The 15,832-nt window shown below is 62.9% G+C and carries 13 protein-coding genes; 6 read left to right on the top strand and 7 right to left on the bottom strand.

Features of this window, described 5'->3' with window-relative positions:
* Positions 1 to 203: 203 nt before the first annotated feature.
* The 3 genes from bglB to F0A16_RS18450 all read right to left on the bottom strand — a co-directional run bounded on the left by bglB (position 204) and on the right by F0A16_RS18450 (position 3,549).
* Positions 204 to 1,292, bottom strand: a complete 1,089-nt coding sequence (gene bglB, locus F0A16_RS18460; RefSeq protein ID WP_149436964.1) for a beta-galactosidase BglB — start codon at positions 1,290 to 1,292, stop codon at positions 204 to 206.
* Positions 1,293 to 1,425: 133 nt separating this feature from the next.
* Positions 1,426 to 2,418 carry a TRAP transporter substrate-binding protein gene (locus tag F0A16_RS18455; protein WP_223119826.1) on the bottom strand — a complete coding sequence of 331 codons (993 nt, stop codon included), beginning with the start codon at positions 2,416 to 2,418 and terminating at the stop codon, positions 1,426 to 1,428.
* Between the two features lie 96 nt (positions 2,419 to 2,514).
* Positions 2,515 to 3,549 carry a LacI family DNA-binding transcriptional regulator gene (locus F0A16_RS18450; RefSeq protein WP_149436962.1) on the bottom strand — a complete coding sequence of 345 codons (1,035 nt, stop codon included), beginning with the start codon at positions 3,547 to 3,549 and terminating at the stop codon, positions 2,515 to 2,517.
* Between the two features lie 165 nt (positions 3,550 to 3,714).
* On the opposite strand from F0A16_RS18450, the gene F0A16_RS18445 reads away from it, so the two are divergent.
* The 6 genes from F0A16_RS18445 to F0A16_RS18420 all read left to right on the top strand — a co-directional run bounded on the left by F0A16_RS18445 (position 3,715) and on the right by F0A16_RS18420 (position 11,290).
* Positions 3,715 to 4,221 (top strand): TRAP transporter small permease, encoded by a 507-nt coding sequence (locus tag F0A16_RS18445; protein WP_149436960.1) that lies wholly within the window; start codon positions 3,715 to 3,717, stop codon positions 4,219 to 4,221.
* Position 4,222: 1 nt separating this feature from the next.
* On the top strand, positions 4,223 to 5,545 hold the full coding sequence (locus tag F0A16_RS18440; RefSeq protein ID WP_239023883.1) for a TRAP transporter large permease: 1,323 nt from the start codon (positions 4,223 to 4,225) through the stop codon (positions 5,543 to 5,545).
* 56 nt (positions 5,546 to 5,601) lie between these two features.
* Positions 5,602 to 6,342: a 2-dehydro-3-deoxy-D-gluconate 5-dehydrogenase KduD gene (gene kduD, locus F0A16_RS18435; protein WP_149436958.1), complete on the top strand. Its 741-nt coding sequence runs from the start codon at positions 5,602 to 5,604 to the stop codon at positions 6,340 to 6,342.
* A 34-nt stretch (positions 6,343 to 6,376) separates the two neighbouring features.
* On the top strand, positions 6,377 to 7,213 hold the full coding sequence (gene kduI / locus F0A16_RS18430) for a 5-dehydro-4-deoxy-D-glucuronate isomerase (protein ID WP_149436956.1): 837 nt from the start codon (positions 6,377 to 6,379) through the stop codon (positions 7,211 to 7,213).
* Positions 7,213 to 9,672, top strand: coding sequence for a hypothetical protein (locus F0A16_RS18425; protein WP_149436954.1), 2,460 nt, complete (start codon positions 7,213 to 7,215; stop codon positions 9,670 to 9,672). The genes kduI and F0A16_RS18425 overlap by 1 nt, the downstream gene beginning before the upstream one ends.
* A 124-nt stretch (positions 9,673 to 9,796) precedes the next feature.
* Positions 9,797 to 11,290: a carbohydrate porin gene (locus F0A16_RS18420; protein WP_149436953.1), complete on the top strand. Its 1,494-nt coding sequence runs from the start codon at positions 9,797 to 9,799 to the stop codon at positions 11,288 to 11,290.
* 127 nt (positions 11,291 to 11,417) lie between these two features.
* Here F0A16_RS18420 and F0A16_RS18415 read toward each other — a convergent pair whose 3' ends face one another.
* The 4 genes from F0A16_RS18415 to F0A16_RS18400 form a co-directional block, all read right to left on the bottom strand.
* Positions 11,418 to 12,293 (bottom strand): glycine betaine ABC transporter substrate-binding protein, encoded by an 876-nt coding sequence (locus F0A16_RS18415; protein WP_149436951.1) that lies wholly within the window; start codon positions 12,291 to 12,293, stop codon positions 11,418 to 11,420.
* A gap of 109 nt (positions 12,294 to 12,402) precedes the next feature.
* The gene (locus F0A16_RS18410; RefSeq protein WP_149436949.1) at positions 12,403 to 13,395 is read right to left on the bottom strand and encodes a 2OG-Fe(II) oxygenase family protein; all 993 of its coding nucleotides are present in this window, start codon (positions 13,393 to 13,395) and stop codon (positions 12,403 to 12,405) included.
* Positions 13,396 to 13,451: 56 nt separating this feature from the next.
* The gene (locus tag F0A16_RS18405) at positions 13,452 to 14,729 is read right to left on the bottom strand and encodes a M24 family metallopeptidase (protein WP_223119825.1); all 1,278 of its coding nucleotides are present in this window, start codon (positions 14,727 to 14,729) and stop codon (positions 13,452 to 13,454) included.
* Between the two features lie 51 nt (positions 14,730 to 14,780).
* Positions 14,781 to 15,713: a HalD/BesD family halogenase gene (locus tag F0A16_RS18400; protein WP_149436947.1), complete on the bottom strand. Its 933-nt coding sequence runs from the start codon at positions 15,711 to 15,713 to the stop codon at positions 14,781 to 14,783.
* Positions 15,714 to 15,832 lie beyond the last annotated feature (119 nt).

The raw sequence follows: 15,832 nt of genomic DNA, 5'->3' as shown, positions 1-15,832 counted from the left end.
GCCGCTTGTCGTTGTGATGCCGGCCTGTCAGACAGCCGGCAATCGGCACAGACTAGAGCGTGAAGCAGCGTTTAATCAATTGTCCAATAGCGTGAGAAGGGGTGGTTGCAGCGAGGGGGCATTCAGTCTAGGAGGCTGTGGTGGCCGTATGGGACAGGCCTGCGCAACGTCAGGCCAGCTTCATCGATGTCGCTGAGAAAGACTCAGTGCTGGAGCGCCTCCACCAGGCACAGCAGTGACATCGACTGCCCGTAGGCGGTGGGATGGATCGGGATGTCCCGGTAGAACTGCAGCGTGTTTCCCATCCGCGTACCGTAGGAGACGTTGGCAACCGTGCCGTCTTCCTCGATGTTGTCGATCACCGCCTGCAGCGCCAATCTGCCGGCACGCTCCCAACGTTCGTCGCCGTAACCGAGACGCGCCCCTTTCAGGAAGGCGTAGCCGAACGCCGCCGTGGCGGAGATCTCTTCATAGGAGATCTCATCGTCGACCAGCGTTCGCCAAGCGCCGTTGGGGCACTGGTAGTCGAGCAGGGTTTCCATCTGGGCACGCAGTACCCAGCCGAAATAACGCTCGAGCGACGGTGTCAGGTCGGCGGTTTCGAGGAAATCCAGCAGGCCGGCGGAAATCCACGAGTTGCCCCGCGCCCAGCGGGCCCGCGCAAAGTTGTGATGGCCGTCGAACGTCCAGCCGTGGAACCACAGGCCGGTTTCGCGCTCGCTCAAGTAGTGGGTGTGCACCAGGAACTGAAGGCAGGCCTCTTCGGAGAGCTCCGGACGGTCGGCGGCCCGGCCATAGTTGGCCAGGAAAAGCGCAACCATGAACAGGGTGTCGTCCCAGAGCTCGTCGTCGTTGATCTTGTCCGAGACATTGTGCTGAAACCCGCCGCAGCGTGTGCGTGGCATCTCCGCCATCAACCGCTCGGCCCAACTGGCGAGGGCCTCCTCCCAGCGGGGATCGCCGGTTTCCGACCACAGGATCGACAGGGCCAGCATCGGCGCGGTGGTATTGACATTGAGGGGAGGCAGTTCGGAGGACAACTGGGTCTCGTACCAGTTCTCCAGCAGCTTTTTCGCCTCTTCATCATGGGTATGCTGCCAGAGCCTGGCGATCCCGTAGAGTCCGACGCCCTGGGGCCACTCCCAACTGTTGAAACTGACGTAATCGCCCGCGGTGCCATCGAGATTGGGTTCGTGAAAGCGACCGTCGTGGCGCAGTTCGGTCAGCCCTCTGATGACAAGCGCGATATGACGTTTCAGTCCATCTTTCGAAATTTCTGGCAGAGCGCTCATGACACAACCATCCATGTAACCGGGAACACTTTGAGCTGAACGAGGGTGAGCAAGCCGCTTGACGCGACGCCTTCACGATCCACGGGATCAAGGCGCATGCCTCGCTAGACAGCCCACTCACGTCGGGGAGAGTTCAATCCGAAACGATCTGTTCCAGCAGGGGGCCGACGGTGTCGTCTCGACGATACTCGTCGATCAGCGGCTGAACGGCGCGACGAAACGGCTCCTTGTCAGGCCGATTGACCTCCACCCCCATCTCGCGGGCATCGGCAAGGGCTTTTCGCACCGCTTCGTCCCACAGCCCGCGATAGGCCTCAGTGGCGTGGACAGCCGCCTCGCGGACAATCTCCTGCTGCTCGCCCGTCATCTTCTCCATGGCACGGTTGGAGATCACCAGAAAGTCGGGAATACGCTGGTGCTGATCGAGGGAGTAGTATTTCGCCACTTCACCGTGGCGGCCGATGGTCAGGGCGGTGGGATTGTTTTCGGCACCATCGATCACGCCCGACTGCAGCGCGGTGTAGACCTCTCCGTAGGGAAGCGGCGTCGGTGTCCCCCCCATCAGTTCCACCATGCGGATCGACGTATTGGAGTTGATCACCCGAAGCTTGAGCCCCTGCAGATCCTGGGGCGTCTCGATCGGCTTGGAGATGGTGTAGAAAGAGCGGGCACCGCTGTCGAAAAAGGTCAGCCCCTGGAAACCATCGTCTTTTGTCGCTTGGTAAACGGTTGAGGCGACAGGCCCCCTCATTTTTTCGTAGAAATCGTCTTCATCCTCGAAAATATAAGGGAGTGAAAAAACGCGAAAAACGGGATCGAAGTTTTCCAGACTTGCCGCGCTGACGCGGGTGATATCAACGGCACCATTCTGAAGTTGCTCGAGGACTTCCCGTTCGGAGCCCAACACGCCATTGACGAAAAGACGGATCGACACCTCGCCATCCGTTTTTTCACGAACTTCATCGGCGAACTGTTGAAGCACGACGCTGCTCGGATGATCCTTTGACAACGCGTTGGCCAGCCTCATTCGTACATCGGCATTAGCGCTGGCGATACTCAGAGTTACCACCGAAAATACGGTGACAACCGTTGTAGATAATTTCATGGTTTTCTCCCGTCTATCCATCCGCAGCCGCGATCGTTTATCGCAACGCTTCCGCAGGGTTCGGATCGATTCTGCCCGGGATGAAAACCAATATCTATATGAAAAAAATTTTCATAACTAGGACTTTAGTCCCGATGAGGAGCGCACGACGAGTTCGCAGGCGAGCTCGACACGACGGGCAATGAAACTTTCATCGAGCACATGTTCGCGCATCAGATTGACCGCGGCCTGACCGATACTGTGCATGGGAACGTGTACTGACGTCAGCGCGGGTGCCAGGAATTCGCCCTGGGGGAGTCCGTCGATACCGACCACCGAGATATCCTGCGGGACCCGCAGTCCGCGGGCGCGGAGTTCCAGCACCACGCCGATGGCGAGGCTGTCGCCGGCGCACAGCACGGCGGTGAAATCGTCGCCCCGATCGAGCCTTGCCGCGATTCCCACCCTCGCCGCTTCCGGCGTCCACTCCTCGACCTCGACGACGAGGTCGTCCCGATCTGCCTGCACCTCGACGGGCAGCGATTCGAGCCAGCCTTCGCGGCGCCGCTCGATGGTGCGACGCCCCGGGTTGGTGCAGAACAGAATGCGCTGATGCCCCAGGTCGACGAGATACTGGGTGGCGGCCGCCGCCGCTGCGCGATTGTGCGGCGCCACGCTGGAAAGCTGCATCAACGGGTCGTCGCCATTGACCAGCACGATGGGCTTGGCCAGCGTTCGCGCCTGCGCCAGCACGACTTCGTCGTCCACCGCCAGGAACAGCAGCCCGGCCACTTCTTTCGATGCTTCGGCCTCTTTCAGCAGCGCCAGTTCGCTCTGGCGATCCGGCGCGCTCTGCATCTCAAGTTCCATGTCCAGCAGCTTGGCCTGCGCCTTGATCCCGTAGAGCACATGGGTCGTGAACTGGTTGCGCTGGTAGTCCACCATCGCCCTGGCGCTGGCCAGTACCACGATGCGCTGACCGGCCAGCGTACTGGGTTGTTGGTAATTCAGCTCCCGCGCGGTGGCGAGAATGCGCTCGCGCAGGTCGGCCCGCACCCCCGGCGTCCCCGATAGCGCTCGCGACGCGGTGCTGATCGAAACATTGCAGTGAGCCGCCACATCGGCAAGCTTCAGCCGCCTTCCCTTTTTCTTCATCGCATTGCCCTTTCGCATTGCCCTTTCGCGGATCCGATAGTTATGACTATCGTATAACTAATGAAATTTTTTTTCATATTGCAAAATTAAGTTTCGATATTCAATCTTTAAATACCGACCCATTAATCATCATTCAGAAAACGGCACGCTTCTATTTCCGTGGTTCGGTCCCGGAGTGATCTTATGCTTTCGTTCAAGAGATGGCTGGAAAGAGTTCTTCTGGTTTTGATGGCGACGATGTTGATCGCCATGGTCTGCCTGATGCTCTGGCAGGTGACGACACGATACTTGTTGGGGGTTCCCGCCCTCTATACTGAGGAGACCCTGCGCTTTCTGATGATATGGATGGCGCTGACAGGTGCGGCCTACTGCTTTGGCACCAACAGGCACCTGGCTCTGGACCTGATTCCTTCACTGCTGCCGGAAAAGGCCGGGCGTGTTCTTTATCTCATCAACTCTGTTGTCGTGCTGGTTTTTGCAGGATTCGTCCTATTGTTGGGCGGGTGGAAAGCCAGCCTATCGGCGCTGACCCAGATGTCGCCAATCATGCAGATTCCGATGGGGTACGCCTATTCAATCCTGCCGATATCGGCAGTGATCATCTTCATCCTCCAGATCCTGAATGTCTTTCTGATCATGACCGGTCGCCTGCGCTTGCCTTATGCCAAATCCGGCGCCGGGGAGCTCTGACATGATTGCCTACATGAACTTCATGGCGGATCCGCTCAACGCCGCGTTCGTCCTGTTCGGTATCTTCTTCCTGCTGCTTTTCATGGGCTCGCCGATAGCGGTGGCGATCGTCTCCTCCTCGCTGCTGGTGGGTATCGCCTATCTGCCTCCGGAAACTGCGCTTTTCATCTCGACGCAGAAGATGTTTTCCGGGCTGGACAGCTTCACGCTGCTGGCCATTCCTTTCTTCATTCTGGCCGGCGACATCATGAACAAGGGCGGTATCGCCATTCGCCTGATCGATCTGGCCCGTCTGGTAGGCGGGCGGCTGCCGGGCTCCCTGGCCCATACCAACGTGATCGCTAACATGCTCTTTGGCGCGATTTCCGGCTCGTCGATCGCCGCCGCAGCGGCGGTGGGCGGCACCATGGGGCCACTGCAGCGCAAGGAGGGCTACGCGCCCGACTACGCCGCCGCCGTCAATATCGCCTCCGCTCCCACCGGCATTCTGATTCCCCCCAGCGGTCCACTGATTCTGTTTTCGCTGGTCTCCGGTGGGACCTCGATCTCGGCACTGTTCATTGCCGGCTATATCCCGGGCATGCTGATGGGCCTGACCGTCATGATCGTGGCGGGCATCATCGCCAGGAAGCGCGGTTACCGGAGCAGCGTTCGCAGCACGCCTGGCGAGGCGCTGCAGATCGTTCTTCGCGCCTTGCCGGCACTGGGAATGATCGTGGTGATCATCGGCGGTATCGTCATCGGCGTCTTCACCGCGACCGAGGCGGCGGCGGTCGCAGTGCTCTACGCGTTGATCCTCTCGCTGGCCTACCGCATGACCACGCCCCGGGAATACCTGCGGATCTTCTGCCGCTCGGCGATCCTGACAGCCTCCATCCTGTTTCTCATCGCCTCTTCGGGGGTCATGTCCTACGTCATGACGATCGCGGGCATCCCCGACATGATTGCCGATACGATTCTGCAGTTCGACAACCTGATCGTGGTCTTTCTGATCATGAACCTGTGTCTTCTGGTCATCGGCTTTTTCATCGATCTGACCCCCGCCGTGCTCATCTTCACGCCCATCTTTCTGCCCATCGCCCAGCAGATGGGCATGGATCCGGTGCAGTTCGGCATCATGCTGATCTTCAATCTGGGCGTCGGCTCGATGACACCACCGGTCGGCAGCGTGCTGTTCGTCGGCTGCTCGATCGCCGGACTGCGTATCGACCAGGTCGTGAAACCGATTCTGCCGTTCTTTTTTGCGCTGGTGATCGCCCTGCTGATGGTCACCTACATCCCTTGGCTGTCGCTGGGGCTGCCGCGCCTCTTCGGGCTGATGTAATCCGCGGGAACGACAGCCCGATCAATTGGAAAGACTGACGAATCAGAGGAGTTCCCATGTCACGATTTTCACTCACGGGACGCGTGGCGCTGGTGACCGGTGCCAACACCGGCATCGGCCGCGCCATCGCCATCGCCATCGCCGAGGCGGGTGCCAGCGTCATCTGCGCCGGGCGTCGTTCGACGCAGGAGACCGTGGACACCATCACGGCGAAGGGTGGCACCGCCGAAGTCATGACCATCGACTTCGCCGACCCCATGGCGGCGAGGGATCTTTTTCAGTCCCGCCGTATCGACGTGCTGGTCAACAACGCCGGCATGATTCGCCGCGCCGACGCCGTCGACTTCACCGAAGCGGACTGGGACGACGTGATCGACGTCAATCTCAAGGCGCTCTTCTTCACCTCCCAGGCGTTCGCCAAAGCGCTGCTGGCGCGTGGGGCCACGGGCAAGATCGTCAATATCGCGTCCCTTCTCAGTTTCCAGGGCGGTATTCGCGTGGCCTCCTATACCGCCTCCAAGCACGGCGTGGCGGGGCTGACCAAGCTGCTCGCCAACGAGTGGGCGGCCTCCGGCATCAACGTCAACGCTGTCGCGCCGGGCTATATCGCCACCAACAACACCGAAGCGCTGCGCAACGACCCCGAGCGCTCGGAGACGATCCTCGCGCGTATTCCCGCCGGCCGCTGGGGCGAGCCCCGCGATATCGCCGACAGCGCCGTCTTTCTGGCGTCGCCGGCCGCCGACTACATCCACGGCACCGTATTGAACGTGGACGGCGGCTGGCTGGCGCGCTGAGTCCTTTCTCTTCCATCCCTCAGGGAGCAACACCATGAGCATGACCACACGCTACGGCGCCGGCCCCAACCAGATCGACGCCATGGATACCACCGCACTACGTGACACCTTCATGGTCGAGGGGCTTTTCACCCCCGGTGAGATCGCCTTCACCTATACCCATCTGGACCGGATGATCGTCGGCGGCGCCGTGCCTCTTCAGTCTCCGCTGACCTTCGGCGACGGCAGCGAGGTGGGTACGCCGTTCTTTTTCGATGCGCGCGAGATGGGCATTGCCAACCTGGGCCAGCCGGGCTGGATCGAGATCGACGGGGAGCGCCATGCGCTGGCCAACCGCGATGTGCTCTACGTCGGTCGCGGGGCGAAGGAGATCACCCTGGGCAGCGACGAGGCCGACGCACCGGCCCGCTTCTACATGAACTCGGTGCCCGCCGGCGCGGACATCCCCCATCGCCTGATTCCCAAATCGGAAGCGAAGGTCATCACCATGGGCGACGCGGCCAGAAGCAACGTGCGCTCGCTGGCGATGTACGTGCACCCCAAGGTGGCGCCCTCGTGCCTGCTGCTGATGGGGATCACCGACCCGGCCCCCGGTTCGCTGTGGAACACCATGCCGCCGCACCTGCACGAGCGCCGCATGGAGGCCTACTGCTACTTCGATCTGGCCGCCGAGGATCGCGTCATGCACTTCATGGGGCGCCCCGACAACACTCGCCACCTGGTGGTGGCCAATGGCGACGTGGTGCTGTCGCCGGCCTGGTCGATCCACATGGGCGCCGGCACCGGCCCCTACGCCTTCGTCTGGGGCATGACCGGGGAAAACCAGGCCTACGAAGACGTCGATCCCGTTGCCATCGAGAGCCTGCGCTGATGAACCTGCGAGTTGGTGAACCGTTGACCTACTGGCAGGTACTGCCGCTGGTGGAGGCGGCCTACGACGTGGCCGACACCACCATGGAGGGCGAGATGGATTCCACCTTCTTCCTGACCAAGGAGAAGAACTGGATTCCGCACACCTACCCCTGCCGTACCGCCTATATCGCCGAACGTCGCGATCGACCGCTCGAGCCGCAGCCGCTGCCAGACTGGCGCGCGGCCCGCAACGTGCTGCCCATGGGCTCACCGTGGCTGGACCTGTCGGGATTCTGGTTCCGCCCCACCCGCATCCGCGGCTGGGCGCGGACCGCCATACGGGCCGAACAAGCGGGCAAGGCGCGGCTGCGCGCGGGAATCTGCGGCGCGGCACGCATTTACGTCAATGGCGACAGCGCCGGCTGGCTGTCGCCGGCGACCCGCAACGCCATGGACGAGACCGAGTTCGAGGCCGAATTGCAGGCCGGCGATAACGACATCGTCTTCCAGTTCGAGGATCTGTGCGAACGCGACGCGGTGATTCGCCTCTCGCTGGTCTGGCTCGACGGCCCCGATGCCCAGGTCGGCTACCCCTTCACGGCCGACCCCGAGACGGTGCGCGAGGTCGAGCGCGCCCTGGAGGCCATGCACCTCGATCGCGCCGTCTACGACGGCGAGGCGATCGAACTGGTCTGCCCCCAGCCGTTCACACGGTCCGTGACGGCCAGGGTGGAGGTCGCCGGGCACTTCATGTCCCACGGCCTCCAGCGATATCAGCTCGAACTCCCCGCCGGGGCGCAGCGGGCATCTCTCTGCGAGTCTCGTGAACTGCCCGCCGACTACCGCTATTTCGATATCACGTTCGACCACGATGGCTTTGTCACCGACCTGCGACTGGGGGCGGAGATCACCCGGCGTACCGCGCTGGGCGCGCCCGCCGCGGAGCTGCACGACCGCATCGACGAGACGCTGGCCTGGATCGCCGCCAACGCCGAGTCGGATACCGAACGCGCCCTGGCCTGCCTTGACGAGGGCAGCGAGGCGATGCGCGCCACCGCCGAAAGGATCATCGAGGCGGAGCTGCCGGCCATCGAGCAGTGTTACGACTGCGCCGATTTCTCGCTGGTACCGCTGCTGTGGGCGCGAACCCAACACGGGCACCGGCTGGCGCCGGCACTGGTGGCACGCATCGATGCCGCCATCCTCGACTACCGCTACTGGATGGACGAACCGGGCAACGACGTGCAGTGGTACTTCTCCGAGAACCACGCCCTGCTCTTCCACACCGCCTGCTACCTGGCCGGCCATCTGCACCCGCAAGCGCGCTTCCGGCGCTCGGGGCGCACCGGCGCCGAGCAGCGCGAGACGGGGCGCCAACGGCTGATGGCGTGGTTCGACCATTTCGAGAAGGCGGAGATGGCCGAGTTCAACTCAGCGCCCTACTTCCCGATCGACCTCAAGGGGTTCACCGCGATTTTCGCCCTCGGCCCCGACGACGATCTGCGCCAGCGGGCGGCGCGGGCCATCGAGCGGCTGGCCACGATCGTCGCCAACTCGGCGCATCAGGGCGTTCTCACCGGCGCCCAGGGGCGCAGCTACCAGCACTCACTGTGTGTCGCCGACACCCTGGAACTGACCGGGCTGGCGCGTCTGCTGTGGCGCACCGGCAGCTTCGGCGCCCATGTCCACTGCCTGGCACAACTGGCGCTGTGCCTGCGCGATCATGGCCTGACGCTGCCGGAGTCACTGGGCCAGCAGGCGTGCTGGCAGGATGACGAGGGCCAGGAGTGGGCCTATCAGCAGGGCGAGAACGGCTTTGCCCGGCTCTACCACTACAAGACCCGCGACACTGCCATGGGCAGCACCGCCCGCTACCGCTGGTTCGAGTGGGGCTATCAGGAGACGCTGATTCACGCGCGTATCGGCACTGACCCGCACGCCCAGATCTGGATCAATCATCCTGGTGAGCGGGTACAGGCGGGGTTCGGTCGACCCTCGTTCTGGGGTGGCTCGGCCAGCATTCCCCGCGTCCAGCAGTACCGCAGCCTGGCCATCGTGGTGTTCGAAGGCCACGATAGCCAGCCGGATTTCACCCACTGCTGGTTCCCCACCCCGGCGTTCGACGAGTGGCGGCTCAACGAGCGTGGCGCCGCCGCCCGCTCAGGGCTCGGCGTGCTGGCGCTGACCACCAGCGAAGCCCCGAAGCTGATGAAGTGCGGCGCTTCGGCCCACCACGAGCTGCGCGTTCCCGGGCAGCGCAGCTGGTGGGTCGTGCGGCTGGGACGCGGCTTCTCGGCGGAAGCGTTCCTCGCGCGTTATCAACTCCCCCTCGTGCGCGAGCAGCAAGCCTGGGTCGTCGAGGACCCGGAGTATGGCCGCGTGCTGTTCCATGACGACGGGCGGGTGGAGGCCGAAGGGCGCCTCATCGATCCCGACGCTTTCACCCTGGCGGGGCAGCGCGAACTGCTCGCCGACTAGCCCGGATCCCCCCCATGAAGTCCGCTTCTCGAGGGAGGGGAGAGCATCGGCTCTCCCCTCCCGGGGAGCACTCATGCCCGAAAACCAATAACAACGGCTCACTCAAGGTACGAAGGATACTAGAATGAACAATTCATCCCGGCTGATTCTCTCCTCCCTGGCCCTGTCCCTGGGTACCAGCACATCGGCCATTGCGGACGATGCCGACCTGGCAGCTCGTCTCGAGGCGCTGGAGGCTCGGGTAGCCGCCGCCGAGCAGCGTGCCCGGGACGCCGAGGCGCACGTGGCGCGACTCGAGTCGGAGCGTCGCCCTGACGACAGCAGCGACTATGAAACGCGCCTTGCCGCTCTGGAAAAGGAGATCGACAGCGGGGACGAGTTCTCCTTCAGCGCCTACGCCCGCTCGGGGCTACTGCTGGGTAACGACGGCAAGAGTATTCCGGGCGGCCCCTACGTGACCCCGGCGGGCTCGGTGGGTGGCGCGGTGGGCCGGCTCGGCAATGAGCCGGACACCTACGTCCACGCTCGCTTCAATCACCTGAAGACTTACGAAAACGGCGCCAAACAGCGTTTCCAGCTCGCCCTCGCCGATTCGGTCACCACCAGCAATGACTGGACCGCCGATGAGTCCAGCCTCAATGTCCGCCAGGTGTTTGTCGAGCTTTCCGAACTGCCCAGCTTCGAGGGCACCGCATTCGAGAACGCCACGCTCTGGGCCGGCAAGCGCCTGGACCGCAACAACTTCGACGTCCACTGGATCGACAGCGATGTGGTCAAGCTGGCGGGCGTCGGCGGAGGCGTCTACGACGTCGAGCTGGGCGACGACTGGCGCGGTAACTTCACGCTCTACGGCCGCAGCTTCGACGATTTCAACGTCGATCCGGAAAACACCGAGATCAGCGCCGACACCGATAGCGTGGTGCTGACCGCCAACAACTACGTCGGCCCCTGGCAGGTCATGCTCAGCGCGCTCTCCGCCAACGACAACGACCAGCGCATCGTCGATGGCAGCGGCACCGCTGCCGACAGCGGCGTGCACGGGATGCTGGCCTACCGCGGCGACAGCTTCTTCGGCCTGGGCGAAGGAACCTTCATGGCCGCGCTGCTGCACGGCGAGGGCCTCGGCGCGGAGGTCAAGCAGATCGGCGCCAACGGCGAGCTGCTCGACGACGCCCGTGCGACACGCCTGGCCGTCTACGGCACCACCTACCTCTCCCCTCACTGGCGAATCGCACCGTCTCTGCTGGCCGAGGTCAGCAAGGATCGTTTCGTCCATGACGACGACTACTTCTGGGCCTCTTTCAACACCCGTCTTGCCAACGAGATCACCGCAAACTTCGAGATGCAGTATGAAGCCAGCTACCAGACCATGGACCTCGACCCCCAAGGCTACAAGGGACGCCAGAAGGTACAGGGTAACTTCGGCAAGTTGACCATCGCTCCGACCTTCAAGCCATTCGTGGGCGGCTTCTTCCAGCGTCCGGAACTTCGCGTCTTCGCGTCCTATATCACCTGGGACGACGAACTCAATGACTTCGCCAGCGACGACGCCTTCGGCGAAAAGGGTTATGCCGGCAGTCAGTGGAGCTTTGGCATGCAGGCGGAGACCTGGTTCTAGAGACGCGTCCGCTATTGGCTCAGAGAGCGGTGAGTGGATACCCATTCTCCAGCACCGGGAGCGCTCTGTACCTCGCGAGGCTTGTCACGCAGCCTCGCGAGTCAAGATACCCGCCAATGCCGCAAGTTCAGCCAGCCTCTTCGCCAGCGGCCAGCCATTCGTCGACCTGGCCCCGGTTTTCCTCGAGCCAGGTCCGTGCGCCAGCCACCGGATCGCCTTGAGATTCGATCTCCGACATCAGCGTGCCGAGGCTTTGGTCACTCATGTGCCAGGCATCGAGTACGGCGGTGAGCCACGGATCATCCGCGGAAAAGCCCTGGCGCGAGAACCAGTAGATGGTGTCGCCATCACCGTAGATATTCTCGGGATCCTCGAGATACTTGAGATCATAGTCGGCAAACGCCCAGTGCGGATTCCACAGCGTCACCACGATCGGCTCTTCACTCTTGTAGGCACTGTCAAGCGCGGACATCATCGCCGGTTCGGAACTATTCACCTGATCCAGCGGCAGATCGTAGGTTTCGATCGCGTCGTCGGTCATGCCGGCAATAGCGGACCCCGGATCGATACCCAGGATCGTCGGGCTGCCCTGATATTCGAACACTTCGGCTTGCTCGGCGAGCTCCGGAATAGTGTCGATATCGACGTAACTCGGCACTACCAGACCCAGTCCGGTCTTGTCGTACCAGGCATCATGGACCTCGAGCGTGTCCTTGTAGGGTGCGAGATATTCCTTGTCGGTATGCGGCAGCCATATTTCCAGCGACAGATCGATATCATTGGCGGCCATCCCCGCGTAAAGCGCGCTCTTGCCGACGGCCGACAACTCGACGTCGTAGCCGTGATCGTCCAGCACCAGCTTCCACAGATTGGCGACGGCAACGTTTTCCGCCCAGTTGTTGGTACCGATGGTCAGTGTTTTTTCCTGCGCTAAGGATTGAATCGGTGAGATGGACACCACAGTGAAGACCGTGGTGGCTAACGGGAAAAAAATCTTTCTCATAATATACACCCTTTATTTATTGTATCATTCAAGAAAAAATCGTTATGAGTATCGCTCACATCGCGAGAGTTTTCAGCTTCGGATATGAGCATTGGCATACTGCAGGTCCTCAAACTTCAGTACGAGGCACTCGTTCCACCCCCTGGAACTCGACGAAGGCCTGCATCCGCTCCCACAGTCGGTCGCCGTAGACATAGCCGCCGTCGCCGGCCGTGTCGATATGGGCATCCACCGCGGGTTCGAAGAAGAACGGGATCGAGTGCCGCGAGCGGGTGCCGCCGACGATGCGATGCTCCGTGGCTTGAATGCGTCCGCCGGACCAGTCCGACAGCAGGCGGCCGAAGTTGAGCACCAGGGCGTTTTCACGGGGCGGCACTTCTTCCCAGTCACCGCTTGGGGTGCGCACTTGCAGGCCGCCGACCTGGTCCTGCCACAGCAGCGTGATGAAGCCGTTGTCGCAGTGCGGTACACCGACCAGCCAGCGCCGCGTATCGCCGCTGCCGTCGACGGCCGGCATGGCGTCCAGCGTCTCGGCCGGACGCTCGGGATAATGGATCAGGCGCAGCGTCGAGTTGCCGTGGGCGAAGGGCCGCGTGAGTGTCTCGCGCGGCATACCGAGGCCTTCGGCCAGCGCCCCGGCGATCACGCCGCCGAGCGATTCCATGGCTTCATAGTAGGTGGCGACATCCGCCGACCAACCCGATAGTTCGGATTCCGGCGGCTGCGGCGTGGGTTCGCGCAGTGGGTCGCCGCTCTGGGTATCCGCTCGCTCGGGGTGAGCAACGTCCGGGCCGAGGTCGATGCCTTCCTTCCAGGTTGGGTCCTCGTTCTGGGGCGGAAAGTAGCCGCGATAGACATTGCGGTTGGCTGGCTCGAACTTGTGCCGCGCCAGCTGCTGCTTGTGCGTCGCATCGAGTTCGAAGAAACGCAGCAAGCGGGCGTGAATGTCAGCGGCGAGCCCTAGTTGCGACGGGGCGATGCCCACGGTCATGAAGCCGGAGTCGCAGGCGGCATCGACGATGGCCTGGCGTGTCTCGTCGCGCGCCGGGTCGCCGGCGAGCAGCGGCGTCAGGTCAATATGCGGAATCAGCGTCTGGCTCATGAGGGCCCCTTGTGACGAATGGACGAAGCGGTTCTCCGGCGGCGTTGGCTGGCGTGTCACTCGGCCAGCAATCGCGCATCGAGATGATAGTCGGAAAGCAATTCGACCTGACCGTCGTCGCGAATGTAAAGCTGCTCCTCGAGCTTGACGCCTTCGCCACCGTCTTCGTGGCCGATGTAGCTCTCCACGCAGAGCGTCATGCCCGGCTGCATGATGCCGTCGTAGCCCTTGTCGTCGATGTCCTCGCGGTGAACGATATACGGATATTCGCCGGTCATGCCGACGCCATGCGCCAGCGCAAAATAGCGACGCGCCTTGTAGGGCTGGGGGATCTGCCAGGCCTTCTCGGCGTACTCCTTGAACGACATGCCCGGTGCGATCAGGGCCATGTTACGGCGCACCTGGTCGAAGGCCATGCGATAGAGCTCGCGCTGGGTGGACGTCGCCTTGCCATTGCCGCACAGGAAGGTGCGCGAAAAGTCGGCATAGTAGCCATAGCGGCCGACCACGTCGGTATCCAGCGCGACCAGCTCGCCGGCCTGCATTGCTCTATTGGAGCACTCCTGAAACCAGGGGTTGGTGCGCGGCCCGGAGTTCATCAGCCGGGTTTCGACGTAGTCCGCGTCGGTGGCGATGATGTGCTGGTGCAGCTGCGACCAGACCTCGTTCTCCGTGGCGCCGGGGCGAATCGCCGCTTCCAGCTTGCGGACTCCGTCCTCCACCGCACGCAGCGAGCTGCGTACCATCTTGATTTCATTGGGCACCTTGATGGCGCGTGCCCGCTCCAGCGGAATCTGAGCATCGCAGATCTGCCAGCCGCGTTCGACCAGCGCGAAGGCGGCGTGCGAGGTGGCGCTTTCGATGGCCACCTTGTCGCCTTTTTGGCCGCCGCACTGGCGCACCAATTCGCCGATTTCGTCCGCCCAGGCTTGGGTGGTCTGCTGCAGGTTATCTTCACAGAAGTAATAGGAGATCGCCGTCGCCGGGCGTGTCTCGTCGATGCCGGGCAGCCCTTCGGTCAAGTGACTGCAGCCGGAGAATTCGAACATCACCACCGGGCCCTCGGCCGGCACGAAGGCGTACCGCGCCGGGTTGCGCGCCGAGTAGACCTGCATATTGCGGGCGCCGGTGGCGTAGCGCACATGGGTCGGGTCGAACAGCACGGCGGCGACGATATCGCGTTTTTTCAGCTCTGCCCGGGTGCGGGCCAGGCGGTCGAGCAGAATCTGGCGGCTCTCGGCCTGAGTGGGCTCGCACTCGGCGGGATCGTGCGTCGGCGCCAGTATATCGGTGCCTTCCAGCAGGGAAGGCAGCGTGGATGACAAGCGGGTCATGGTCGTCGGTCCCGTCATGGAAATTGAATCAGCCCGTTCCAGGCATTTCGATCAGTCGAGCAGCCCGTCGGCGCGAACTTCACGGCGCTTCTCCGCCTCGATGTGCGCTTCCGAGACCCGGCCGTAGAGCTGGCGAGTGCGCTCGAGACGTCCCACCACACCCGGCTGTTGCGAGTAGGCGAAGATCGCGGTGTGACGCTCGCGCTGGCCGCCGACGCGTGTCACGCGGTGCAGCGAGTAACGGCCCTTGAAGAGTTGCAGGTCGCCGGGACGCAGCAGCAGGGTGCGGGGCGTGGTGGTGTCCTCGCCGCGGATCACAGCGCCGACGCCGGCGTAGTTCTCGCCCGCCGGGGTGCGGATGTTGGGGCAATACTGGAACTCGCCACCGGTTTCCGGGGCGTCGGTCATCATCGTGACGATGTACTCGTTGGTATCGTAGTGCCAGGGTTGCTCGGTGCCCGGCGGAAGCACGTTCTGTACCAGACCGGCGAACGGGTCGGCATACTCGTAGACCTCGTCCTCCTGCAGGCACTCGGCCACCAGACGCTTCATCGCCGGCGAGACGTAAAGCTGCTGGATCACCGTATCGGCGGGGATCATGTCGCGGGTCACGAAGCCGCTGGTGCGCTCCATGAAATGCCGCCGAGGGTCGCTCGCGAGGAGGCTTTCGTCGTCGCTGGTGAACCAGGCGTTGACGCGGCAGCTGGAGTAATAGCTCTTGGTCGAGAGTTCACGCCCCTCGTCGCGGGCCTGCTCCAATGCCTCGGGGCGCAGGAAGCCGCGCAGCACGGCGCAGCCTTCGCGGTCCAGGTCCTCGCGCACCCGGGCGATCTCGGCCTGAAGGCGCGGGTCGTCGACGTCATGCATCGGATAGCGGTCGGTGTCGACCAGTTCGCTCAGGTCGGTGCGCTCGGCATCGGCGAGCCGGCGCTGGGTCGGCTTGGCGTCGATGTCGGGGTCAGTCGCGGCAGCGGTCGTCGGCATGGGAAGTGTCCTCTCGATCAGCAAGGTGTCAGGTGACAGGACGTTGCCGCCGTGAAGGTTGGGCGGCCCGTCGATGTCCTCTATGCTGGACAGAACCCTCCCATCAGTAAAACGAGTCA

The organism is Salinicola corii, from assembly GCF_008298015.1.
Taxonomy (GTDB): Bacteria; Pseudomonadota; Gammaproteobacteria; order Pseudomonadales; family Halomonadaceae; genus Salinicola; species Salinicola corii.
Note: the sequence above shows the minus strand (reverse complement) of the source record. Positions and strands in the feature narration are given on the sequence as shown.